Origin of the sequence: Pseudomonas sp. R3.Fl (assembly GCF_023516765.1) — a bacterium.
Taxonomy (GTDB): Bacteria; Pseudomonadota; Gammaproteobacteria; order Pseudomonadales; family Pseudomonadaceae; genus Pseudomonas; species Pseudomonas citronellolis.
In genome coordinates this window covers 212838-233023 of sequence record NZ_JAMGSO010000001.1, presented here as the reverse complement: position 1 = coordinate 233023, position 20186 = coordinate 212838, and the positions used below count along the sequence as shown (strand labels likewise).

Below are 20186 nucleotides of genomic sequence, written 5' to 3'. Positions count from 1 at the left end.
TCAACCATCGATCAGCCCAAGAGATCACCGCCATGCCCCTTCGCCAACTGCTCGGCATCGAACACCCCATCATCCAGGCGCCCATGGTCGGGGTCTCGACCCCGGCGCTGGCCGCCGCCGTGTCCGAGGCCGGCGCCCTGGGCTCCATCGGCCTGGGCGCGAGCAGCCCGGCGCAGGCCCGCGAGCTGATCGCCCAGGTGCGCGCGCTGACGGCGAGGCCGGTGAACTTCAACCTGTTCTGCCACCACCCTGGGCAGGCCGACGCCGCCCGCGAGGCCGCCTGGGTGGAACACCTGCGGCCGCTGTTCGAGGAGCTGGGCGGCGAGCCGCCGGCGGCGCTGCGGGAGATCTACCGCAGCTTCGTCGATGATCCGCAGATGCTGGAGGTGCTGCTGGAAGAGCGCCCGGCGGTGGTCAGCTTCCACTTCGGCCTGCCCGCGCAGGGCTGGATCGATCGGCTGAAGGCCGCCGGCATCGTCCTGCTCGGCTGCGCCACCAACCTGGCGGAGGCCCGCGCCGTCGAGGCCGCCGGGCTGCACGCGGTGGTCGCCCAGGGCTACGAGGCGGGCGGGCACCGCGGCATCTTTGAGCGCGACCACGATGAGCGCATCGGCACCCTGGCCCTGGTCGGCAGCCTGGCGCCGGCGCTGAAGGTGCCGGTGATCGCCGCCGGCGGCATCATGGACGGCCGCGGCATCCGCGCCGCCTTCGCCCTGGGCGCGCAAGCGGTGCAGATGGGCACGGCCTTCGTCGCCTGCCCGGAATCCTCGGCCAACGCCGCCTACCGCGCGGCGCTGCAAAGCGAGCGGGCCTGGCACACCGAGGTGACCGCGGCCATCTCCGGGCGCCCGGCGCGCGGCCTGCCCAACCGCCTGTTCAGCGACCTGCAGCGCGCCGACGCCCCGGCGCTGCCGGACTACCCCATGGTCTACGACGCCACCAAGGCCCTGGTCGCCGCGGCCAAGGGCAATCCCGACTTCGCCGTGCAATGGGCCGGCCAGGGCGCGCCCCTGGCCCGCGAGCTGCCGGCGGCGGAGCTGGTGGCCACGTTGGTGACGGAGGCCGACCTGTAGGAGCGAGCTTGCTCGCGAACCAGCCCCGCTGCGGAATCTGTTCGCGAGCAAGCTCGCTCCTACGAAGAGCACCCCGCGCAAGATAGTTGCCCCTACTCCGAACCCTCGTGTAGGAGCGCGCCCTGCGCGCGAAATCGCGGGCAGGGCCCGCTCCTACAGGTTTCCGGGAGGCACCTGTAGGAGCGGATTCATCCGCGATAGGCCTCAGTCGGCAGCCAGACCCGCCGCCGGCCGCGGCCGCCAACGTTCGGCAAGAAGCACCCCGGCGAGGGTCAGCGCGCCGCCGTACAGGTGGTGCACGCCCAGGCGCTCGTCCAGCAGCGCGGCGGCGATGGCCGCGGTGACCAGCGGCAGCAGGTTGAAGAACAGCGCCATGCGGTTCGGGCCCATCTCCTGCACCCCGCGCATCCACGCCAGGGGCGCGGCGATGGAGGCCAGCAGGCCGGCGTAGGCCACCAGCGGCAGGTTGCCGGCGTCCAGGCCGTGGTGCGGCGAGAGCAGGTACATCGGCAGCATCGCCAGCACCGCCACCAGCACCTGCAGGTACAGCAGCTGCAGCCCCGGCAGGCGTATCTGCCATTTCTTCAGCAGCACGCCGTAGAGGCCGTAGGCGAGGGTGGCCACCAGCATCATGCCGTCGCCCGGGCCGATGCCCTGGTGCGGCAGGCTGGCCAGGTCGCCGTGGGCGATCACCAACAGCACGCCCAGCAGCGACAGCAGCGAGCCGAGCACGCCGCCGGCGTTGAGCCGCTGGCCGAGCAGGGCGCTGGCAAGGCCCAGGGACATCAGCGGCATCAGCGCGAGGATGATGCCCATGTTGGTGGCGCTGGTCAGGGACGCGGCGTAGTAGGCCAGGCTCTGGTACACGGCCATGCCCAGCAGGCCGAGCACCACGATCTTCGGCAGCAGCGGGGCGATCTGCGCGCGCCGCGCCAGCAGCGGGCGCAGCACGAAGGGGCTGAGCAGCACGGCCACCGCCAGCCAGCGGAAGAAGCCGATCTCGGCCGGGGCGATGCGGCCCACGGCGAGCTTGTTGACCACGGTGTTGCCGCCCCAGACGAGCACGGCGAAGAGCGGGAAGAAATAGGTCATTGCAGCGGACATCTGTGAAGGACGGGCGCTATTGTCCCGCCGTCCGGAATGGCGCTTATACTTCATTCCGGACAACTCGCCACGCCATCCGGACATGCCCACGAAGAAATACATCCCCCTGCCGCTGCCGGACCATGTGGCCCTGCCGGCGCCGCTGTACTTCCGCTACGACGAGTTCGGCGCCGACACCCATTCGGCGCCCCACAGCCACCCCTGGGGCCAGCTCAACTACGCCTCCCACGGGGTGATGCAGCTGGACGTCGGCGGCCAGCGCTTCCTCTCGCCGCCGCAGTACGCGGTGTGGGTACCGCCGGGCGTGGAGCACGGCTGCTACAACCGCGAGGCGATCGTCTACCGCTCGCTGTACGTCAGCGCCGAGTTGTCCCGCCAGCTGCCGGCGGCGCCCTGCACGTTGCAGATCGGCGACATCCTCAAGGCCATCCTTTCGGATTTCGCCGCGCGCGGGGTGAACATCCCCGAGAGCGCGGCCGACAAGCGCCTGGCCCAGGTGGTGCTGGACCAGCTGCAAGCCTCGCCGCGCCACGAGGACTACCTGCCGTTCGCCCAGAGCGAGCTGCTGGGCGAACTGCTCGCCGCGCTGCAGGCCGAGCCCGGCGACAACCGTTCCCTCGCCGACTGGGCCAGGCAGGTGCACAGCACCGAGCGCACCCTGGCGCGCATGTGCCAGCGCGAGCTGGGCATGAGCTTCGGCGAGTGGCGCCAGCGCCTGCGCTTCCTCGCCGCCATCGAGGCGCTGGAGGCCGGGCGCGGGGTGCAGGAAATCGCCTTCGACCTGGGCTACAGCAGCGCCTCGGCCTTCATCGCCATGTTCCGCCGCCAGGCCGGCACCACGCCGGAGCAGTACCGCCTGGCGAGCCGGGGGTGAGAGCAGGGCCTGCCTTCTCTTGTAGGAGCGAGCTTGCTCGCGAACAGATTCCGCAGCGGGGCCCGTTCGCGAGCAAGCTCGCTCCTACAAAAGCCGGGGGGTGATGGGTATCGCTTCGCTCAACGCCATCCTACGGGGTGTTTCGTGCCGCCGCAGGAGGAGCGCGCCCTGCCCGCGAATCGCGCGCAGGGCGCGCTCCTACAGGTGGCGATGGGCGGTTCAGCGCGCTGCGGTCACCGGTTGCGCGCCCGGCACCGCGGCCTGCACGGCCTTTTCCTCGCGCGGGGTGCCTTCCGGTACCCAGCTGTAGTCCACCGGCAGGGCGCGGTACACCCAGTTGCTCACGGCATCGCCCAGCGGCGCCTTGCCGAAGTAGGGGCTGACGTATTCCCAGACGATCTCGCCGCCCGGGGTGACCTGGAAGAAGCGGCCGTTCTGCCCCTCGTCGATCAGGGTGTTGCCGTTGGGCAGGCGCCGGGCGCTGCTGATGAACGAGCTGAAGAAGGCCCAGCCCGGCTGCTTCGAGCTTTCCGCGGTGTACTGCCAGACGATCTCGTTCTTCTGCGGATCGATCTCCAGCACCCGCGAGCCGGAGATCACCCCGCGTTGCACCGAGGGGTAGCCGGCGTCGCCCTGGTTGTCGAACACCAGCAGGTTGCCGGCGCCGGGCAGGCCCTCGGGGATGAGGTGCGCGTCGTGCTGGCCGCTGATCTGGTCCACCGGGCGCGGCAGCTTCTGCGCGTTGCGCGGGTCGATCGGCGGCAGGTTCGGGCCCAGGCGCCAGACCACCTTGCCGCTGGCCTTGTCGATGATGGCGATGAAGTTGGCGTTGCGCGAATCGAACAGCAGGTTGTCCGGGGCGAAGCGCTTATCGCCGGCGGCGTGCCAGCGGTTCGGGCCCAGCGGCGCCAGGTTGTTGATGTGCAGGTAGTCCGGGTTCTTGGTCGCGTGCACCAGCTTGAGCTGTTCGGCGCCGAAGCCGAACTCGTGCAGGTGCTCGGAGGCGGTCCAGCGCCAGGCCACCTGGCCCTGCGGGGTGACCTCGTAGATCACATCGTCGATCACCTCCGGCACCTGGAAGCCCTTCACCGCATGCACGCGGTTGGCCAGCACCAGGGTGTTGCCGTTGGCCAGCCGGCGCAGGTCGTGGTGCTGGCGGGCGGCGCCGCCGGGGGCCTGGTCGCCCCATTGCCAGACGGTCTTGCCGGCCCAGTCCAGCTCGCCCACGGCCTGGTTGCGCAGGCCGTTGCCGGCGGAGGACAGCTTGCCCGGCTCGGCCAGGTCGGCGGTCTGCAGCAGCACGTGGCCGCGCTCGCCATTGGCGAGTTTCGGGTCGAGGATGGCCGAGGGGAAGCCGGGGCGGTCCCAGCGCTTGACCTCGTTGCCGTTCATGTCGATCAGGTGCGTCCTGTTGTCGGCGCCGCTGAAGATCACGTACTGGTTGAAGGCCTTCTGCGGGTCGTAGCGCGTCACCCCGGTGGGGTAGACGCTGGGCGCGGCGCTGACGGCGGCGGCCAGCAGCGGGGCGGAGAAGGCGAGCAGGGCGGTGGCGCGGGCATGCTTCATGGCAGTGGTCCTCGGGTCAGAAGTCGTAGCGGGCGGTCACGCCCAGGGTGCGCGGGGTGCCCAGCACGCCGGCGTAGCCGCCGTTGGCCGAGTTCCACAGGCTGGTGTAGTAGGTCTTGTCGAAGGCGTTCTTCAGCCACAGCGACAGGTCCCAGCGGCCGTCGCCGTAGTCGCCGCGCAGGCCCAGGGCGGTGTTGACGATGGCGTAGCTGGGGATCTGCCCGTAGTCGGAGTCGTCGATGGTGCCCACGGCCTTGGAGCGGAAGGCGTAGCTGGCGGTGACGTAGGGCTCCAGGTTGTCTTCCAGGCGCCACTTGTATTCGCCGTTGGCGTTGAAGATGTACTTGGAGGCGCCCACCACCTGGTGCCCGCTGAGGTCGCAGGAGGCCGGCGCGCCGCTCTGGAAGGAGACTTCCGGCGGGCAGGGCGCGTTCTTGTACGACAGGTAGCGCACGTCGTTGTACGAGCCGTTGAGGTTCAGCGTCAGCCCGCGGACGGGCAGGGCGGTGGCCTCGAACTCCACCCCGCGCGAGCGCACGTCGCCGGCGTTGGTCAGGTAGGAGGTGCGGGTGGCCTCGTCGTAGGCGTTGGCCTGGTAGCCGTGGACCACGGTGGCGAACAGGTTGGCGTTGAGGATCAGGCGGTGGTCGAACAGCGTGCTCTTGATCCCCAGTTCGGCGTCGTTGGCCCGCTCGCTGCCCACCAGCAGGGAATCGGCGCCGGCGGTGGGGGCGCTGGCCACGGTCAGGTTCACCCCGCCGGACTTCTCGCCGTGGGACAGCGAGGCGTAGCCCATCAGGTTGTCGTTGAAGTGGTAGTTCAGGCTGAGCAGGCCCGAGGGCGAGAAGCTGTACACCGAGAGGTCGCCGGAATCGTAGGCGCCGGCCCGGCCGTTGCGCGCGGCCAGGGCTGCTCCGCTGACGGCGGCCCCGCCGAGGGGCGCGTCGCGGCTGACCCAGGCGGATTTCTCCTCGTAGGTGCCGCGCAGGCCGGCGGTGAAGTCGAGCCTGTCGGTGAGGTGCCAGGTGCCCTGGGCGAACAGCGCGTAGCTGTCGGTGTCGATGTGGCCGTCGCCCAGGCTGGTGACGTTGGCCAGCGCGCCGCTGGCGGTGCCGTTCCAGATGTCCGCCTGCGGGCCGTAGAGGTTGAAGGAGTGGTTGTCCAGGTCCTGGCCGAAGTAGTAGGCGCCCAGCACGTAGTCGAAGAAGCCGCCGGTGGGCGAGGCCAGGCGCAGCTCCTGCGACCACTGCTTGTCGCGCACCGAGACGCCGGCGTTGTAGGACGCCGCCACGTTCAGGCCGTCGTCGTTGCGCGGGGTGAAGTCCCACCAGCGGTAGGAACTGATGGAGGTCAGCGAGAAGTCGTTGGCCAGCTTCCAGTTGGCTTCCAGCGAAGTGCCGCCCTGGAACACGGTGACGCGCTGGGCGGCGTCGAAGTTGACCTTGCGGTCGTCGCCGTACACCAGCGTGGCGCCGGCGGCGCGGGCGCGCTGCTCGTAGCGGTTGACGCCATTGATGGTCGGCCCGGTGCTGAACAGGGTGAGGATGCCGTTGCTGGAGTTCTCCTCGTTGTAGTCGCCGATCCAGCGCAGGCTGAAGTCCTCGTCGGGCTTGTACAGCAGCTGGCCGCGGAAGCCCTGGCGGGCGCCGCCGTTGAGGGTGTTGCCGTCGAAGACGTTCTTCACGTAGCCGTCGTCGCGGGTGCGGTAGGCCGAGAAGCGCCCGGCCAGCTCGTCGGTGAGCGGCCCGGAGACCGTGGCCTTGCCCTGGAAGTAGCCGTCCTCGCCGCCGGACACCTCGACGCTGCGCTCGGGGGTGAAGCTGGGCAGGCGGGTGGAGATGTTGATCACCCCGGCGGTGGTGTTCTTGCCGAACAGCGTGCCCTGGGGCCCGCGCAGCACCTCCAGTTGCTCGATGTCCAGCAGGTCGAAGGAGGCCATGCCGGGGCGGCCCAGGTAGACGTTGTCCAGGTACAGCCCGACGCTGCCTTCCAGGCCGTCGCTGGCCGGGTTGTTGCCCAGGCCGCGGATGGACACGCTGGACTGCCGCGCGTGGACGTAGGCGACGTTGGTGCTGGGCACCAGCTGCTGCAGGTCCTGCACGCGGTAGATGCGCTGGCTTTCCAGCGTCTCGCCGCCGAGCACGCTCATGGCGGTGGGCACGTCCTGGGAGTTCTCCTCGCGGCGCCGCGAGGTCACGGTGACGGTGCCCAGGGTGCTGGCCTCGCCCTGGGCTTGGGCGGCGGCCTCCTGCGGGGTGGCTTCCTCGGCGTGCAGGGCGCCCATGGCCAGGCCGCCGGTGGCCAGCAGGATGGACAGCGGCAACAGCCGGCGGCGGAAACGGGGCGCGGAATCTCGGTGGTGCATGGAAAGGTCCTGGAGAAGAGGTCGTGTCGCGCAGGACCGGTTTGGCCTGCAATCTTTTTATTCCGTATCGATCTTTATTTATGTATTTCGATTTATTTACGGAATAAGAGATTGCCTTTATAAGAAGGCCGTCCACCTTCGGACAATTGCATTTGCCCAATATTTTTTATGTAGAAAATGCATATAGACCTTCGCCAGCTCCGCCACTTCATCGCCCTTGCCGAGCACCGCAGCTTCGTCGCCGCGGCCGACGCCGTGTGCCTGTCGCAATCGGCCTTCAGCCGCAGCATCCAGGCCCTGGAACACAGCGCCGGCTGCCGCCTGGTGGACCGTGCGAGCAAGGAACTCAACCCCACCAAGCAGGGCCTGATCGTCCTGGAGCACGCGCGCCGGCTGGTCAGCGGCGCGCACAAGCTGGCCAACGAAATCGCCCTGTTCAACGGCCTGGAAGCGGGCGAACTGCGCTTCGGCGCGGGCCCCGCGCCGGCGGCCTGGCTGGTGCCGCGGGCCATCGCCGCGTTCAACGGGCGCTACCCCAAGGCGCGGGTGGCCTTCCAGGTGGAGCACTGGCAGGTGCTGGGCAAGCGCCTGCAGGCCGAGGACTTCGAATTCTTCGTCGCCGACACCCGCCATTTCGAGGCCAACCCCGAGTACCGCACCCTGCGCCTGAAGCCGCGCAAGTGGCACTTCTGCTGCCGCCCCGGCCACCCGCTGGCTGGCCAAGAGCAGGTGAGCGCGGCGCAGCTGCTGAGCTATCCCATTGCCACCAACCTCAGCCCGCCGAATATCCGCAAGGTGCTGGTGGACCTCAGCGGCCGCCCCGACTTCCGCCCGGACATCGAATGCGAGAACGGCCACGGCCTGAACGCCGTGGTGCTGGCCTCCAACGCCATCGGCATCGCCAGCGGCCCGGGCCAGGGCACCGGCGAGCCGCTGGTGGCGCTGACGGTGGCGGAGCTGCCGGAGGACCTGGAGGAGCTGCACACCCGCTACGGCATCGTGCACCGCGCGGGGTACAGCCTGTCGCCGCTGGCGGAGGCGATGATCGGGGAGTTGCGGCGGATCGATGAGGAGACGGTTTAGGGCTTTGCGGCTTTTTGTCTTTTCGTAGGAGCGAGCTTGCTCGCGAACAGAGTTTACCGGCGGCTATGGCGTATTGGGTTTACTCCGCCCCCTCTCCCCAGCCCTCGGCTGCGCGCCCCGCCCTGAAGGGAGAGGGGGCTTGTCCGTGCCGAGATAAGGAATGGTTCCAGCTGGAAACCGCCGTGCTAGCCGGCTGACTCAGGAAAACCAAACCGCGCCGAACGGTCCCCTCTCCCTTCAGGGAGAGGGTTAGGGAGAGGGCGCTCTCAACCCCAACACCAGCTCAACCGGGAAACTCCATTCGCGACCAAGCCCGCCCCCACACCACCCCCCCCATGCATTCCACGCATGCAAATCTTGCTGCAAATGCGTTTGCCAGAACGCCCCCGCGCCCCGCGAAATGACCGCTCCATCCGTCAACCCGAACGCCCCATGAGCCAGCCCCAGCCCATCCGCAACGTCCTCTACATCATGTGCGACCAGCTGCGTCGCGATTACCTGTCCTGCTACGGCCACCCGCACCTGCACACGCCGAACATCGACCGCCTGGCCGCCGAGGGCGTGCGTTTCGCCCGGGCCTATACCCAGGGCACCATCTGCGGGCCTTCGCGCATGTCCTCGTATACCGGGCGCTACGTCAGCAGCCACCAGGTGAGCTGGAACGCCGTGCCGCTGCCGCTGGAGGAGCTGACCCTCGGCGACTACCTGCGCCCGGCCGGCATCCGCACCGCGCTGGTGGGCAAGACCCACGCCACCGCCAACCTCGAAGGCATGCAGGCGCTCGGGGTGGACCCGCAGAGCGAGCGCGGCCAGCAGCTGGCCGAGGCCGGCTTCGAGCCCTATGACCGCAACGACGGCATCTACCCCGACGGCGAGCTGTTCGCCGACAAGCGCGAAAGCGCGCCCTACACCCATTACCTGCGCGGCCTCGGCTATACCGGCGACAACCCCTGGCACGACTGGGCCAACGCCGCCGAAGGCGCCAACGGCGAGGTGCTCAGCGGCTGGCAGATGCGCAACGCCGGGCTGCCCACGCGCCTGCCGGAGCCGCACAGCGAAACGGTCTACGCCACCAGCCGCGCCATCGACTTCATGCGCGAGCAGGGCGATAGGCCCTGGTGCCTGCACCTGTCGTACATCAAGCCGCACTGGCCCTATATCGCGCCCGCCCCGTACCACGCGCTGTACGGCCCCGGGCAGGTGCTGCCGGCCCTGCGCGCGGCGCCGGGGGAGGAGAGCGAACACCCGGTGTACAAGGCCTTCCAGCAGCACCAGGAGAGCCTGAACTTCTCCCGCGAGGACGTGCGCAACACCGTGATCCCCACCTACATGGGGCTCATCAGGCAGATCGACGACCAGCTCGGCCGGCTGTTCGACCACATGCAGTCCAGCGGCCGCTGGGACGACACCCTGATCGTCTTCACCAGCGACCATGGCGACTACCTGGGCGACCACGGCCTGGGCGAGAAGGAGTTCCTGCTGGAACCGGCGGTGGGCGTTCCGCTGCTGATCCGCGACCCGCGCGCGGCGGCCGACGCCAGCCGCGGCACGGTGGAGCAGGCCCTGGTGCAATCCATCGACGTGCTGCCGACTCTGCTCGACGCCTTCGCGGTACCGCTGGCGGCGCACCGCGTCGAGGGCCGCTCGCTGCAGCCGCTGCTGCATGGGCAAAGGCCGGCGGACTGGCGCGACTACGCCATCGCCGAATACGACTACGCCTTCCAGGCCCCGGCCCGCGAGCGCCTGGGTCGGCCCATCGACGCCTGCCGCATGTACATGGTGCGCAGCGAGCGCTGGAAGTACCTGGCCTACGACGGCTTCCGCCCGCAGCTGTTCGACCTGCAGGCGGACCCGGGCGAGCTGCGCGACCTGGGCGCCGACCCGGCCTGCGCGAACGTCCGCGAGCAGCACCAGCGCTACCTGTTCGACTGGCTGCGCGGCCTGAAGCGGCGCACCACCATCAGCCACGAGGAGATCGACCTGCGCGGCCAGGCCTTCCGCTATGGCGAGCCGGAAGGCGGCAAGCTGGTGCGCATCGGCGAGTGGTAGCGGCTCAACCCAGTTCGCGCAGGTACGCCCAGGGGTAGATGCCGCGTTCGTGGCCGTCGTCGAACACCAACTGCACGCCGTAGCCCTGCGGGTTCACGGCGCGCAGTCCGACCTCGGCGCCGACCACCGTGATGCGTCCCTGCAGGCGCGCCGCGCGGCACTGCGAGCAGGGGCAGGCGCCGCGTAGGCGGGCGAAGGCGATGCGCTGCACTTCGCCTTCGCCCCAGTCGATGCGCAGCTCGCGCTCGCTGCTGGAACGGTGCAGGGCGCGGGGCGCGTTCATGCCGGCGCGCCCAGTTGGGTGAGGGCGATGCGCACGGCCTTGCGCACCTCCGGGTCGCCGTCGGCCTGGGCTGCCTGGAGCGCGGGCAGGGCGCGGATGTCGCCCAGCTCGCCCAGGGCCAGGGCGGCTTCCTTGCGCAGGTTGCTGATGGCGTGGCCGAGCAGGCCCTGCAAGGCTTCGCGGGCGGCCTGGTAGCGCAGGTTGCCGAGGGCCCGCGCGGCGCGCAGGCGCACCTGCCAGAAGTCGTCTTCCAACGCTTGCAGCAACGCCTCGCCGGCCTCCTGCAGGCCCAGCTTGCCGAGGGTGGCGGCGGCTTCCTCGCGGACCTTCCAGGCCTTGTCGCGCAATGCCGCGCCCAGCGCCGGCAGCACGCTGGCGTCGCTGGCCAGGCCGAGGGCGCCGGCGGCGGCGCGGCGCACTTCGCTGTCGGCATCGTCGCTGGCCAGGGCGGCCAGGCGCGGCAGGGCCTCGATGCGCTTGAGCCAGCCGAGGATGCCCACCGCCTCGCGGCGCACGCCGGCATCGGCGTCGTCCAGGGCGGCCAGGGCCGGGGTCACGCTTTCTTCCAGGCGCAGTTCGCGCAGGGCGCGCAATGCGCTGCGGCGCACGAAGGTGTCGGCGTGGGCCGCCCAGGGCAGCAGCAGGCGCCCGGCCCCGGCGGTCTTCAGTTCGCTGAGGCTTTGCGCGGCGGCTTCGCGCACGCTTTCGTCGCTGTCGGCCAGGGCCTGGCACAGGGCCTGGACCACTTCGGGTTCCTCCCAGGCTTCCAGCAGGCGCGCGGCCTCGGCGCGCACGGCGGCGGCCGGATCAATGGTCAGCGCCCGGGCCAGCCAGGGCAGGGCCTCGGGATCCTCCAGGTCGGCCAGTTCGATCAGGGCGATGCGGCGCACGCCGGGGTCGGCGTGCTGCAGGCGCGGTTGCAGGTCGAGGATGTCGGGGTTGTCTGTGCTGAGTTCGGTCATATGGCGAATCGCGGTCGGTTGTGTTCGTCGTTCGGCAGGCCCAGGGGCGTCAGGCGCGGCAGTTGGCGGCCGTCCTCGTGGCGCAGCAGTTCCAGGCAGTGGCGTTTGAGGCGGGCGAAGCTGGCGCTGGTCAGCAGCTCGGCGTGGCGCGGGCGCGGGAAGTCCAGGCGGATTTCCTCGAGGATGCGCCCCGGCCGCGGGCTCATCACCAGGATGCGGTCGGCGAGGAACAGCGCTTCGTCGATGTCGTGGGTGATGAACAGCACGCTGGTGCGCAGGCGCGTCCAGATGTCCAGCAGCAGCTCCTGCATCATCATCCGCGTCTGCGCGTCGAGGGCACCGAAGGGTTCGTCCATCAGCAGCAGGCGCGGCTGGTTGATCAGCACCCGGGCGATCTCCACGCGCTGCTGCATGCCGCCGGAAAGCTGCGACGGCCAGCGGTTGGCGAAGCCCTCCAGGCCCACCAGCTGGAGCATTTCCTCGGCCCGGGCGTGGCGTTCGGCGCGTGGCACGCCGCGCATCTTCAGGCCGAAGGCGACGTTGTCGCGCACCCGCCGCCAGGGCAGCAGGGTGTGCTGCTGGAACACCATGCCGCGCTGCGGCGAGGGGCCGCCCACCGGCTGGCCGTCCACTTCCAGGCGCCCGCCGCTGGGGCGCAGGTGCCCGGCCAGGGCGCCGAGCAGGGTGGACTTGCCGCAGCCGGAGGGGCCGAGCACGCAGACGAACTCCCCAGGCTCGATGGCGAAGCTCAGCGAGTGCACCGCTTCGAAGGCATCGTGGCCGCTGCCCAGGTGGATCGACAGGCCCTCGACGCGCACGTGCCCGGCGGGCAATTGTTCGGGCAGGCTCATGACTTGCCTCCGGCCTGGCGCTGCCAGGGGGTGGCCAGGGCGCCGAGCTGGCGCACCAGCAGGCTGCTGGCCATGCCGAGCACGCCGATGAGCAGCATGCCGACGACGATGTCGGGGTAGTTCTGCAAGGTGTAGGACTCCCAGGTGTAGTAGCCGATGCCCCATTGCCCGGAGATCATCTCGGCGGTCACCAGGCAGAACCACGAGGTGCCCATGCCGATGGCAAGGCCGGTGACGATGCTCGGCAGGGCGCCGGGCAGCACCACCTCGCGCAGCAGCGCCAGGCGGTTGGCGCCGAGGCTGCGGGCCGAGGCGAGCAGGCGCGGGTCCACCGCCTCGACGCCGTGGATGGTGTTGAGCAGGATAGGGAAGAGCGCGCCGGTGAAGGTGATGAAGATCATCGACAGCTCGGCGCTGGGGAACATCAGGATCGCCAGCGGGATCCAGGCCACCGCCGGGATCGGCCGCAGCACTTCCAGCGGCGGCAGCAGGCCGTCGCGGGCCCAGCGGCCGCGGCCGATGGCCAGGCCCAGGAGCACGCCGGCGACGGCCGCCAGCAGGTAGCCGGCGAGCACCCGCGCCAGGCTCGCGCCCAGGTGCCGGCCGAGCTTGCTGGACTGCGCCAGTTGCACGGCGGCGTCCAGCACCTCGCCGGGGCCGGGGACGTTGGCGAAGGTGACCAGGCCGAGGTTCAGGTGCCGGGCGCTGGCCAGCTGCCAGAGCGCCAGGCAGGCCAGCAGCGAGGCCAGGCGCAGGCTCCAGCGGGACAGGGTTGTGAGGTTCATTTTCGTGGCTCCGCAAGGGCCCGGCGCGCAGGGCGCCGGGCGTGGACGTCAGCGGCTGGCGACGGCCTGCTGGCTGGCACCGGCGAAGTCGCGCACTTCGCCGCCGTTGCTCTGCGCGTAGCGCTCGGCCTGCTCCTTGAGCAGGAAGGCGTCCAGCGCGCCGTCCTTGCCCTGGACGAACCAGGCCTGGCTGGCCAGCAGCTTGATGCCGCTGTCGCTGGCCTGGGCGTAGACGGCGCGGATGTCCTTGCCCTGCTGCTTCAGCTTGGCCGTTTCGCCCAGGGCTTCCCGCGCCGAGGCGTAGCTGCGCACCTTGGGTTCGCCGCGCACCCAGACCTGCGCCACGTGGCGCGGGTCGGCGATGGCCTTGCCGGTCAGCGCGTCCGTGGCCGTTAGCGGCTGCTGGGCATAGTTCTTCAACGCGGCGTCGTAGTCGGCGCCGGCGGCCTTGAAGGCGACGCGGATGTAGCGGTCGTCGACGAACTGCTCGACGTTCAGCCCGCGGTCGGCCTTCTTCAGCAGCTTCAGGGTGTCGATGGCGGTGGTCACGGCCTGGCGGTACTCCGGCTTCCAGGTCAGGTCGCGGGTCTGCAGGCCGAGCGGGCCGTGGAACAGGTAGTTCACCTCGGCGGGGATGCCGGCGACCTTCTCGATCAGCTCGCTGTACTTCTCCGGTTCCGCGGCCAGCAGCTGGTTGGCCTCGTAGGTGGCGCGCAGGTAGGCCTCGACGATCTCCGGGTACTTCTGCGCGTAGTCCGCCTCCACCAGCGCGCCGTGGAAGGTCGGCGCCTTGGCCTGCGAGCCGTCGTAGATCTTGCGGGCGATGCCGCGGCTCTCGAACAGCTCGGCGAAGGGCACGAAGTCGGCATGGGCGGCGATCTTGTTGGCCTGCAGCGCGGAGCCGGCGACTTCCGGCGGCTGCGCGATGATGGTCACGTCCTTGTCCGGGTCCCAGCCCTGGGCGGCGATGGCGCGCAGCAGCAGACCGTGGGCGGTGGAGGCGAAGGGCACGGAGATGGTCTGGCCCTTCAGCTCGGCCAGCGACTGCACCTTGGAAGAGGCCGGCACCACGATGCCGTTGCCGCTGCCCTCGATGCTGCCGGAGAGCACGCTGATGAACAGGCTGCGCTTGCCGGCGGCTTCATGGGCCACGCCGTTGAGCGAGCCGGGGAAGTCGGCCATGGCGCCGAAGTCCAGCTTGCCGGCGACCATCTCGTTGGTCAGCGGCGCGCCGCTGGTGAAGTTCTTCCACTGGATGTCGTACTGCGCGTCCTTGTACTTGCCGTCGTGGGGCAGGTACTTGGGCAGCAGGTTCAGCTCGCGGACCAGCAGGCCGCCGGCGGCGCAGTTGATGGTGGTGTCCTGGGTGCCGATGGCCACGCGGAGGGTCTCCGAATGGGCGGAAAGGCTGGCGATGGCCAGCGCGAGGCCGGCCAGGGTGGTGCGCAAGGTCATGGGTGTTCCCCTCGAATCATGAGTGTTGGAATCGTCTCCGCCGCCGGTGTGCGGTGGGAAACGAGGGGCGTTGCATCAGGCGTCCGGTGGCGTGTCCGGTGGCTTTTCGTAGGAGCGAGCTTGCTCGCGAATCGCGGGCAGGGCCCGCTCCTACAGGAAGCTGTCGTAGCCAAGGCACTGGGCTCCCGCGTTCGCGGGAGTGACGGGATGAAATTCGGTGTGTTGATCGTCATCCCCGCGAACGCGGGGAACCAGCGACTTCAGCGGTTCAACGCAGCAGGTAGGGAATCTCCACCTTCACCGCGCCGGTCGGGCAGTCCTTCTCGCAGGGCATGCAGTACCAGCATTCGTCGAAGGCCATGTAGGCCTTCCGGGTGGCCGGGTTGATCGCCAGCAGGTCCATCGGGCAGACCTCGACGCAGACGGTGCAGCCCTTGTCGGCGATGCACTTGTCCTCGTCCACGGTGACCGGGGCGCTGGAGCGGAAGAAGATTTCCTGGGGTTGGTGGGGCATGGCACGGTTCCTCGTGGTGTTGCTGGCCGGTCTTGGTGCCGGTGGTTTGGTGGTTCCGGGGAGGATTCGGCGCTGGGCTCGGCACCCTCTCCCTTAAGGGAGAGGGGACTGTCCTGAGCGATGAAGAGTCCAGTGCCTACCGGCGGGCTCCGTTATCGCGACTCGCGCCGAACAGCTCCCTCTCCCGCTTGCGGGAGAGGGCGGGGGGAGAGGGGCTCCTAGGGCTCTCAGGCCGCCTCGTTCTTCACCCGCAACCGCTCATAGGCCTTCTGCTCCTCGTCGTCCAGGGCGATCAGGTACGGCTCCACCGGCTTCTTGAAACTGGTCATCTCGCCGTTCCCGTCCTTCTTCAGGTGCGCATGGCAGAACCACTCGGCATCGTTGCGCTGCGGATAGTCCACGCGGTGGTGGTACAGGCCCCAGCGGCTCTCGGTGCGGAACAGCGAGGCGCGGGCGGCCATCTCGGCGCAGTCGCGGATCACGCTGACCTCCATGGCGCGCATCAGCTCGTGGGCGTTGTTCGCCTTCAGCTGCTCCAGGTCGCGGCTGATCTCGGCGAAGCGCTGCAGGCCGATCTCCATCTTCTTCGTCACCTTCGGCGGCTGCAGGTAGTCGTTGACCATGCGCCGCAGCTTGTACTCCACCTGGGCCGGCGGCAGGCCGTGCTTGCGCCTGAGCGGGGCGAAGACGCGTTCGCGCTCGCGCTCCACCTGGGCCTGGTCGACTTCGCTGAAGCCCCGCTCGGCCACGTACTGCGCGGCGTTGCTGCCGGCGAACCAGCCGTAGGTGAAGGCGCCGAGCATGTAGTTGTGCGGCACCGCGGCCATGTCGCCGGCGGCGTACAGGCCCTTGACGCTGGTCTCGGCCTTCTCGTTGACCCACACCCCCGAGGCCGAGTGGCCGGAGCAGAAACCGATCTCGGAGATGTGCATCTCGACCATCTGGCTGCGGTAGTCGGTGCCGCGGTTGGCGTGGAATTGGCCGCGGCTGGGGCGCTCGTTGCCGTGGAGGATTTCCTCGATGGTCTGGATGGTCTCCTCGGCCAGGTGGTCCAGCTTGAGGAACACCGGGCCGTTGCCGCCTTCCAGCTCCTGGTGGAACTCCCACATCATCTGCCCGCTCCAGTAGTCGCACTCGATGAAGCGCTCGCCCTTGGAGTTGGCCGTGTAGCCGCCCAGTGGCCCGGTGACGTAGGCGCAGGCAGGGCCGTTGTAGTCCTTGATCAGCGGGTTGATCTGGAAGCATTCCAGGTTCGAAAGCTCCGCGCCGGCGTGGTAGGCCATGGCGTAGCCGTCGCCGGCGTTGGTCGGGTTCTCGTAGGTGCCCATCAGGTAGCCGGAGGCGGGCAGGCCCAAGCGCCCGGCGGCGCCGCAGGCGAGGATCACCGCCTTGGCGCGGATCACCTGGAACTGCGCGGTGCGGCAGTCGAAGCCGAGCACGCCGTTGACCGCGCCCTCGGCGTCGGTGAGCAGGCGCGTGGCGACCAGGCGGTTGGTGATCTCCACCCGCGTGCGCTTGAGCTGGCGGTAGAGCACCTTCTTGATGTCGTGGCCCTCGGGCATCGGCAGCACGTAGGCACCCATGTGATGGACCTTCTTCACCGCGTAGTCGCCCACCTCGTCCTTCTCGAACTTCACGCCCCAGCGGTCGAGCTGCTCGATGGTCTCGAAGCTGTGGGTGGCATAGGCGTAGACGGCGGCCTGGTTGACGATGCCGTCGTTGGCCACGGTGATTTCCTTGGTGTACTGCTCGGGCGTGGCGTGGCCGGGGATGACGGCGTTGTTCAGGCCGTCCATGCCCATGCTGATGGCGCCGCTGCGCTTGACGTTGGCCTTGTCCACCAGCAGCACGCGCAGCTCGCGGTTGGCTTCCTTGGCCTTGATCGCCGCCATGGGGCCGGCGGTGCCGCCGCCGATGACGACGATGTCGTAGGCGCTTTCTTTGTCTTCGGGGAGGTCGCTGTGGCTCATGCTCGGGGGCCCTTGTGACGGTCGATGCGCAGGCGGTACTGGAAGGCGTCGCCGCGGTAGTAGAGGTGTTCGTAGTCCAGCGGCTGGCCGTCGGCGCCGTGGGTGAGGCGTTCGATGCGCATCACCGGCGAGCCTTCCTCCACCTCCAGGGCGGCGGCCAGCTCGGCGTCGGCGAGGATGGCGTCGATGGCCAGGTCGGCATGACCCAGGGGCAGGCCGCAGTCGTTCTCGAGGATCAGGAAGATGTCGCGGCTCACCAGGTCGGCCTTCTCCAGCCGGCGGCCGACGGCCTCGGGCAGGTAGGTGACCTCCAGCGACACCAGCTCGCGGTTGACCAGGCGCGCGCGCTTGATCTGCGCCACGCTGTCGCCCTCGGCCACCTGCAGGCGCGCGGCCACCTGGGCGTCGGCCGGCACGAAGCGGAAGCTGCGCAGGCGGTTGATCACCTCGTAGCCGCGCTCGCCCATGGACTCGGCCAGGCCCTGCAGGGTGCTGACGTTCTGGAACGCCTTGGGCCGGGCGACGAAGGTGCCCTTGCCGTGGATCTTGAAGATCAGGCCTTCCTTCTGCAGGTCGCCCAGGGCCTGGCGCACGGTGATGCGGCTGACGCCATGGGCCTTGCCCAGCTCGGCCTCGGAGGGCATGCGGCTGAGCGGCGGGTAGCTGCCGTCGAGGATGCGCGTGCGCAGCAGCTCCTTGAGCTGGCTGTACAGCGGGACGGGGGAGAGGGGGAGCAGTTCGGTCATGGCTATGACTTGTTATGACGAGTTGTGGGGCGACTATAGAGGAATAAGAATCCGGGTGTGAAAGACCGGATTTGCATATGGATATGCGCGGGGCAGGGGGAGTTCGCTCCCAGCATACCCGCGGGCACGGCTTCTCGTAGGAGCGAGCTTGCTCGCGAACGGATTTCGCAGCGGGGCTTGTTCGCGAGCAAGCTCGCTCCTACGAAAAGCGCCTCGGCGCAGGAGAGTAGGGCGTCTTGGCGCCATGCCCCACTATTCGTCCAACGAATGGAAATGACGCCGTCACACCCGTACTGCTAGCGTCCCGACAAAACCCCGGAGATTCCCCATGCCCTCCATCGAGCGACGCCTGCTGCCGGTCAACGGCATCCACCTGTGCGTACACATCGCCGGCCCCGCCGATGGCCGCCCGGTCTGGCTGCTGCACGGTTTCCCCGAATGCTGGCACTCCTGGCGCGCGCAGATTCCGGCGCTGGTGCAGGCCGGCTACCGCGTGCACGTGCCGGAGATGCGCGGCTACGGCCGCAGCGACGCCCCCGAGCCCATCGAGGCCTACGACCTGCAGAGCCTGTGCGGCGACGTCCTCGGCGCCATGGACGCCCTCGGCCAGGGCCGCGCGGCGGTGCTCGGGCATGACTGGGGCGCCCTGGTGGCCTGGCACCTGGCGCTGCTGGCCCCGGAGCGGGTGGCGGCCCTGGCCGCGCTGTCGGTGCCCTATGCCGGGCGGCCCAAGCGGCCGGCCACGGAGATCCTCCGCGAGGTCTTCGCCGGGCGCTTCAACTACATCCTCTACTTCCAGCAGCCGGGCGTGGCCGAGGCCGAACTGGACGCCGACATCGAGCGCAGCCTGCGCCTGTTCTTCCGCGATGCCGGCGACAACGACCCCTTCCTCCAGGACAAGCCCGCTGACGCCCGTCTGTTCGAAGGCCAGCCCACGCCTCGGCAACTGCCGGCCTGGTGCAGCGAGGCGGACCTGGCCTACTACATCGAGACCTTCGCCGGCCGCGGCTTCCGCGGGGCGCTCAACTGGTACCGCAACTTCGAGCGCAACTGGCGCTTCAGCGAGCCCCTGGCCGGCCGCCAGGTCGGCCAGCCGACGCTGTTCCTGGTGGGCGACCGCGACCCGGTGGCGAGCCTGGAGGCCTATACCCTCAAGCGCATGCCCGAGGTGGTGGCGGACCTCGAACAGCACCGCCTGGAAGGCTGCGGCCACTGGGTCCAGAACGAGCGCCCGGCCGAGGTCAACGCCTTGCTGCTGGACTTCCTGGCGCGCCGCTACCCGGCCTGAACGGTGTCGGCGGCGGGCTCCGGCCACAGCGCCACCAGCACCAGCAGGGCGCCGACCAACAGGTACGGCAGGCGCGGCTCGACGCCATAGAGCAGGCTGCCGGCCAGCGGCCCGAGCACCACGCCCAGGCCCTGGGCTGCGCCCATGGAGCCGGCGGTGGAGCCTTGCTCGTCGGCGTTCACCGCGTTGGCCGCCAGCGCCGAGAAGGCCGGGAACACCCAGCCCATGCCCGCCGCGGCGACGAAGAAGGCCAGCCACAACTGCCAGGCCTGCAGCGCCAGGCTGGTGCCGGCGAAGCCGATGCCGGCCACCAGCGCGCCAACGCGGATCAGCCGCTGCGGCGCCCAGTCCAGGCGGCGCACCAGCAACTGGGCGAGGATCAGCGCCACGCCCACGGTGGTCAGCGCCACCCCGGCGGCCTGGGCCGCCGCGCCCGGCGCCAGGCCCAGGCGGTCGAGGGCGAAGAAGCCCACGGTGATCTGCGCCACCGCCACGCAGAACATGGCGACGAAGGCCACCAGCATCGGCCGGCGCAGGCGCGCATCGCCCAGGCGGATGCTCTGCGCGACGCGCTGCAGGTGGTGCTCCTGGCGCTGCAGGCGGGTGAGCAGCGCCAGGAACCCCAGTAGCGGCAGCACGCTCATGGCGTACAGCGGCAGGCTCAGGCTGTGCCGGGCGAGCAGGGCGGCGATGGCCGGGCCCAGCACCATGCCCACGGCATTGGCCGCGCCCAGGCTGGCCAGGGCGGCGGCGCGCTGGCGCGGCGGGTAGTTGTCGGCGATCAGCGCCTGCCCGGCGGCCGGCAGCGCGGCGTAGAAGGCGCCCACCGCGCCACGCCCGAGCAGCAGGCCGAGGAACGACAGCGCGGCGATAGGCTGCAAGCGCAGCGCGGTATCGACGAAGACCGCCAACAGCACGTAGGACAAGGTCACCCCGGCGCTGCCCAGCAGCAGGATGCGCCGTCGCCCCAGGCGGTCGCTGGCATTGCCCCAGGGCCGCGCCAGCAGCAGCCAGAGCACGCCGGACACGGTGACCGCCGCGCCGGCCTGCCAGGCCTGCAGGCCGAGCAGCCGGGCGATGGGCCCGACCAGCGAGACGAAGGCCATCATCGCCATGGTCCCGGCCATGGTGGAGAACAGCAGCGGGCGCAGGTCGAAGGGCGTGCCGGCGGAGGCCTGGGCGGCTTCGGGGGTTTCGGACATGGGGGGACTCCTGGGG

17 protein-coding genes are annotated in these 20186 nt (G+C 69.9%); 5 read left to right on the top strand and 12 right to left on the bottom strand.

Features of this window, described 5'->3' with window-relative positions; all coding sequences use genetic code 11:
* The first annotated feature begins 32 nt into the window (after nt 1-32).
* Nucleotides 33-1073: an NAD(P)H-dependent flavin oxidoreductase gene (locus M8R19_RS00845; protein WP_249916738.1), complete on the top strand. Its 1041-nt coding sequence runs from the start codon at nt 33-35 to the stop codon at nt 1071-1073.
* Nucleotides 1074-1277: 204 nt separating this feature from the next.
* Here the strand turns inward: M8R19_RS00845 and M8R19_RS00840 are convergent, their stop codons facing one another.
* Nucleotides 1278-2165 carry a DMT family transporter gene (locus tag M8R19_RS00840; protein ID WP_249916737.1) on the bottom strand — a complete coding sequence of 296 codons (888 nt, stop codon included), beginning with the start codon at nt 2163-2165 and terminating at the stop codon, nt 1278-1280.
* Between the two features lie 94 nt (nt 2166-2259).
* Here M8R19_RS00840 and M8R19_RS00835 point away from each other — a divergent pair, with 94 nt between their 5' ends.
* On the top strand, nt 2260-3051 hold the full coding sequence (locus M8R19_RS00835) for an AraC family transcriptional regulator (RefSeq protein ID WP_249916736.1): 792 nt from the start codon (nt 2260-2262) through the stop codon (nt 3049-3051).
* 219 nt (nt 3052-3270) lie between these two features.
* Here M8R19_RS00835 and M8R19_RS00830 read toward each other — a convergent pair whose 3' ends face one another.
* Nucleotides 3271-4617 (bottom strand): aryl-sulfate sulfotransferase, encoded by a 1347-nt coding sequence (locus M8R19_RS00830; protein ID WP_249916735.1) that lies wholly within the window; start codon nt 4615-4617, stop codon nt 3271-3273.
* Nucleotides 4618-4633: 16 nt separating this feature from the next.
* Nucleotides 4634-6982 (bottom strand): TonB-dependent receptor, encoded by a 2349-nt coding sequence (locus M8R19_RS00825; RefSeq protein WP_249916734.1) that lies wholly within the window; start codon nt 6980-6982, stop codon nt 4634-4636.
* Nucleotides 6983-7159: 177 nt separating this feature from the next.
* Here M8R19_RS00825 and M8R19_RS00820 point away from each other — a divergent pair, with 177 nt between their 5' ends.
* Nucleotides 7160-8065: a LysR family transcriptional regulator gene (locus M8R19_RS00820; protein WP_249916733.1), complete on the top strand. Its 906-nt coding sequence runs from the start codon at nt 7160-7162 to the stop codon at nt 8063-8065.
* Nucleotides 8066-8497: 432 nt separating this feature from the next.
* The gene (locus M8R19_RS00815) at nt 8498-10114 is read left to right on the top strand and encodes an alkaline phosphatase family protein (RefSeq protein WP_249916732.1); all 1617 of its coding nucleotides are present in this window, start codon (nt 8498-8500) and stop codon (nt 10112-10114) included.
* Between the two features lie 4 nt (nt 10115-10118).
* Here M8R19_RS00815 and M8R19_RS00810 read toward each other — a convergent pair whose 3' ends face one another.
* The 8 genes from M8R19_RS00810 to M8R19_RS00775 form a co-directional block, all read right to left on the bottom strand.
* Nucleotides 10119-10397 carry a gamma-butyrobetaine hydroxylase-like domain-containing protein gene (locus tag M8R19_RS00810; RefSeq protein ID WP_249916731.1) on the bottom strand — a complete coding sequence of 93 codons (279 nt, stop codon included), beginning with the start codon at nt 10395-10397 and terminating at the stop codon, nt 10119-10121.
* The gene (locus tag M8R19_RS00805) at nt 10394-11359 is read right to left on the bottom strand and encodes a HEAT repeat domain-containing protein (RefSeq protein WP_249916730.1); all 966 of its coding nucleotides are present in this window, start codon (nt 11357-11359) and stop codon (nt 10394-10396) included. The genes M8R19_RS00810 and M8R19_RS00805 overlap by 4 nt, the downstream gene beginning before the upstream one ends.
* Entirely contained in the window at nt 11356-12210 is an 855-nt protein-coding gene (locus M8R19_RS00800) for an ABC transporter ATP-binding protein (RefSeq protein WP_249916729.1), read from the bottom strand. The genes M8R19_RS00805 and M8R19_RS00800 overlap by 4 nt, the downstream gene beginning before the upstream one ends.
* Nucleotides 12207-12995, bottom strand: coding sequence for an ABC transporter permease (locus tag M8R19_RS00795; RefSeq protein ID WP_249916728.1), 789 nt, complete (start codon nt 12993-12995; stop codon nt 12207-12209). Before M8R19_RS00795 ends, M8R19_RS00800 begins: the two co-directional genes overlap by 4 nt.
* A gap of 48 nt (nt 12996-13043) precedes the next feature.
* Nucleotides 13044-14450, bottom strand: coding sequence for an ABC transporter substrate-binding protein (locus tag M8R19_RS00790; RefSeq protein WP_074979225.1), 1407 nt, complete (start codon nt 14448-14450; stop codon nt 13044-13046).
* Between the two features lie 268 nt (nt 14451-14718).
* Entirely contained in the window at nt 14719-14964 is a 246-nt protein-coding gene (locus tag M8R19_RS00785; RefSeq protein ID WP_089393694.1) for a 4Fe-4S dicluster domain-containing protein, read from the bottom strand.
* 227 nt (nt 14965-15191) lie between these two features.
* On the bottom strand, nt 15192-16934 hold the full coding sequence (locus tag M8R19_RS00780; protein WP_249916727.1) for a fumarate reductase/succinate dehydrogenase flavoprotein subunit: 1743 nt from the start codon (nt 16932-16934) through the stop codon (nt 15192-15194).
* Nucleotides 16931-17680 carry a GntR family transcriptional regulator gene (locus M8R19_RS00775; RefSeq protein WP_058071272.1) on the bottom strand — a complete coding sequence of 250 codons (750 nt, stop codon included), beginning with the start codon at nt 17678-17680 and terminating at the stop codon, nt 16931-16933. Before M8R19_RS00775 ends, M8R19_RS00780 begins: the two co-directional genes overlap by 4 nt.
* A 328-nt stretch (nt 17681-18008) precedes the next feature.
* Here M8R19_RS00775 and M8R19_RS00770 point away from each other — a divergent pair, with 328 nt between their 5' ends.
* Complete coding sequence (locus tag M8R19_RS00770; RefSeq protein WP_249916726.1) at nt 18009-18968, top strand: alpha/beta fold hydrolase; 960 nt, start codon at nt 18009-18011, stop codon at nt 18966-18968.
* Here M8R19_RS00770 and M8R19_RS00765 read toward each other — a convergent pair.
* Nucleotides 18956-20170: an MFS transporter gene (locus M8R19_RS00765; RefSeq protein ID WP_116423462.1), complete on the bottom strand. Its 1215-nt coding sequence runs from the start codon at nt 20168-20170 to the stop codon at nt 18956-18958. The genes M8R19_RS00770 and M8R19_RS00765 overlap by 13 nt on opposite strands.
* Between the last annotated feature and the right edge of the window lie 16 nt (nt 20171-20186).

Bases quoted from the DNA above. Each gene is read 5' to 3' on its own strand.
- M8R19_RS00815 (WP_249916732.1), top strand. From the start codon at position 8,498: ATGAGCCAGCCCCAGCCCATCCGCAACGTCCTCTACATCATGTGCGAC.
- M8R19_RS00770 (WP_249916726.1), top strand. From the start codon at position 18,009: ATGCCCTCCATCGAGCGACGCCTGCTGCCGGTCAACGGCATCCACCTG.
- M8R19_RS00785 (WP_089393694.1), bottom strand. From the start codon at position 14,964: ATGCCCCACCAACCCCAGGAAATCTTCTTCCGCTCCAGCGCCCCGGTC.
- M8R19_RS00800 (WP_249916729.1), bottom strand. From the start codon at position 12,210: ATGAGCCTGCCCGAACAATTGCCCGCCGGGCACGTGCGCGTCGAGGGC.
- M8R19_RS00830 (WP_249916735.1), bottom strand. From the start codon at position 4,617: ATGAAGCATGCCCGCGCCACCGCCCTGCTCGCCTTCTCCGCCCCGCTG.
- M8R19_RS00840 (WP_249916737.1), bottom strand. From the start codon at position 2,165: ATGACCTATTTCTTCCCGCTCTTCGCCGTGCTCGTCTGGGGCGGCAAC.
- M8R19_RS00775 (WP_058071272.1), bottom strand. From the start codon at position 17,680: ATGACCGAACTGCTCCCCCTCTCCCCCGTCCCGCTGTACAGCCAGCTC.
- M8R19_RS00810 (WP_249916731.1), bottom strand. From the start codon at position 10,397: ATGAACGCGCCCCGCGCCCTGCACCGTTCCAGCAGCGAGCGCGAGCTG.
- M8R19_RS00795 (WP_249916728.1), bottom strand. From the start codon at position 12,995: ATGAACCTCACAACCCTGTCCCGCTGGAGCCTGCGCCTGGCCTCGCTG.
- M8R19_RS00765 (WP_116423462.1), bottom strand. From the start codon at position 20,170: ATGTCCGAAACCCCCGAAGCCGCCCAGGCCTCCGCCGGCACGCCCTTC.
- M8R19_RS00805 (WP_249916730.1), bottom strand. From the start codon at position 11,359: ATGACCGAACTCAGCACAGACAACCCCGACATCCTCGACCTGCAACCG.
- M8R19_RS00820 (WP_249916733.1), top strand. From the start codon at position 7,160: ATGCATATAGACCTTCGCCAGCTCCGCCACTTCATCGCCCTTGCCGAG.
- M8R19_RS00790 (WP_074979225.1), bottom strand. From the start codon at position 14,450: ATGACCTTGCGCACCACCCTGGCCGGCCTCGCGCTGGCCATCGCCAGC.
- M8R19_RS00835 (WP_249916736.1), top strand. From the start codon at position 2,260: ATGCCCACGAAGAAATACATCCCCCTGCCGCTGCCGGACCATGTGGCC.
- M8R19_RS00825 (WP_249916734.1), bottom strand. From the start codon at position 6,982: ATGCACCACCGAGATTCCGCGCCCCGTTTCCGCCGCCGGCTGTTGCCG.
- M8R19_RS00845 (WP_249916738.1), top strand. From the start codon at position 33: ATGCCCCTTCGCCAACTGCTCGGCATCGAACACCCCATCATCCAGGCG.
- M8R19_RS00780 (WP_249916727.1), bottom strand. From the start codon at position 16,934: ATGAGCCACAGCGACCTCCCCGAAGACAAAGAAAGCGCCTACGACATC.